3 protein-coding genes are annotated in these 1,504 nt (G+C 71.5%); all 3 read left to right on the top strand.

Annotation, left to right across the window (positions count from 1 at the left end; genetic code table 11):
• The first annotated feature begins 190 nt into the window (after window positions 1-190).
• Window positions 191-574 carry an Rv2175c family DNA-binding protein gene (locus ACOADB_RS08355; protein WP_378597498.1) on the top strand — a complete coding sequence of 128 codons (384 nt, stop codon included), beginning with the start codon at window positions 191-193 and terminating at the stop codon, window positions 572-574.
• A gap of 4 nt (window positions 575-578) precedes the next feature.
• Window positions 579-1,142, top strand: coding sequence for a ribonuclease domain-containing protein (locus ACOADB_RS08360; protein WP_378597499.1), 564 nt, complete (start codon window positions 579-581; stop codon window positions 1,140-1,142).
• Window positions 1,143-1,149: 7 nt separating this feature from the next.
• A partial coding sequence (locus tag ACOADB_RS08365) for a barstar family protein (protein WP_378597500.1) occupies window positions 1,150-1,504 on the top strand: 355 nt, incomplete at its 3' end.

Consider the following 1,504-nt stretch of genomic DNA (forward strand, 5'->3'; position numbering starts at 1 on the left):
CTGGTGGTCCTGGGTGCGGCGGGGGTCGCCCGGTCGCGCGGCGCCGTCGCCGCGGGCACGCTGATCGTCTCGCACAGCGACCCTCCTGTGCATGTTCCGCTGGGCCGGCCGGGGAAGGTGACCGGGAGGGACATCGTACGGCGCGAGGCCACGCTCACCGATCGGGCACGCCGTAGGGGAAGATGGGTCCATGAGTGAACCGCGACTGGCCGAACAGGACCTTGCCGCCCTCGTCTCCGACTGGTTGACGTGGGAGGAGGCGGCCGAACTGCTCGGCGTGACGCCCGCCAAGGCCCGCACGATGGTCCGCGACCACCAGCTCGCTGCCGCCGTCCCCGCCCTGGTGCCGACGACCGGTGTGAAGCAGGGGATTCCGTCGCTGTTCATCGTCGACGGCGAGCCGGTCAAGGGCCTCCCGGGGCTGCTCACCGTGCTGCACGACAACGGTTTCGACGACCGTGAGTGCATCGCGTGGATCTTCCTGGACGCCGACCTGCCCGGCCGGCCGATCGATGCCCTGCGGGAGAACCGCGGCGCCGAGGTCAAGCGCCGCGCCCAGGCACTGCTGCTCTGACCCGATGGTGCAGATGCCGCAGATGAGCCGGCGGACCCGACAGGTCGTCTCGACAGTTGTCACCGTGGCCCTGCTGCTGGCGGTCTGGTGGCTGCAGAACCGCGGCGCGGACGACGACACGAGGTCGCAGGGCCGCGACGACGCCAGCACGTCGTCGAGCCCGTCGGCCACCCCGTCGAACCAGCCGAAGCCTTCGCCGACCAAGGACGCAGGTCCGTCCGACCCGGCCACGTCGCGGACCGCCGGCGTCGGCAACGACAGCAACATGCCGGCCCAGGACCGTGACGGCTTCCGGTACGTCGCGGTCGACCAGCTGCCGCCCGAAGCGGCTGAGACGCTCGCGCGCATCGACGACGGCGGCCCGTACCCCCATCCGGGCAAGGACGGCTCGACCTTCGGCAACTTCGAGGGCGTCCTCCCGGACAGGCAGCGCGGCTACTACGCGGAGTACACCGTCGAGACACCCGGACTCTCGCACCGTGGCGCGCGGCGGATCATCGCCGGCGACGGGGGAGAGTTCTACTGGACCGAGGACCACTACGAATCCTTCGAGAGGATCTGGAGATGAGCCGGAGATGAGCGGACTGGCAGCCGTCCTCGCCGGACGCCACGCCCCGGGCGTGCACCGCTGGGAGTCCGGCCTCGACGTTGCCGACGTGCGGCACGCGGTGGAGCACGCCGGCTGGACCTTCGGGTACGTCGACGGCGTCGGTCTCGAGAGCCGCGCTGACGTGTTGCGTGCGATCGGGGAGGTGCTGGCGTTCCCGCCGCACTACGGCACGAACCTCGACGCCCTCAACGACTGCCTGCGCGACCTGTCGGGCCCGACGGTCCTGTTGTGGGACGCGTGGTCCGGCTTCGCCCGCGGCGCGCCGGCCGACTTCGCCCGCGTGACCCGGGTGCTCGGCGAGCGGGAAGAGAACGACCCCG

It is taken from the genome of Nocardioides sp. CPCC 206348 (assembly GCF_048654705.1).
Taxonomy (GTDB): domain Bacteria; phylum Actinomycetota; class Actinomycetes; order Propionibacteriales; family Nocardioidaceae; genus Nocardioides.

Excerpts from the sequence above, each read along its gene's own strand:
- ACOADB_RS08355 (WP_378597498.1), top strand. The coding sequence starts at position 191 with ATGAGTGAACCGCGACTGGCCGAACAGGACCTTGCCGCCCTCGTCTCC.
- ACOADB_RS08360 (WP_378597499.1), top strand. The coding sequence starts at position 579 with ATGGTGCAGATGCCGCAGATGAGCCGGCGGACCCGACAGGTCGTCTCG.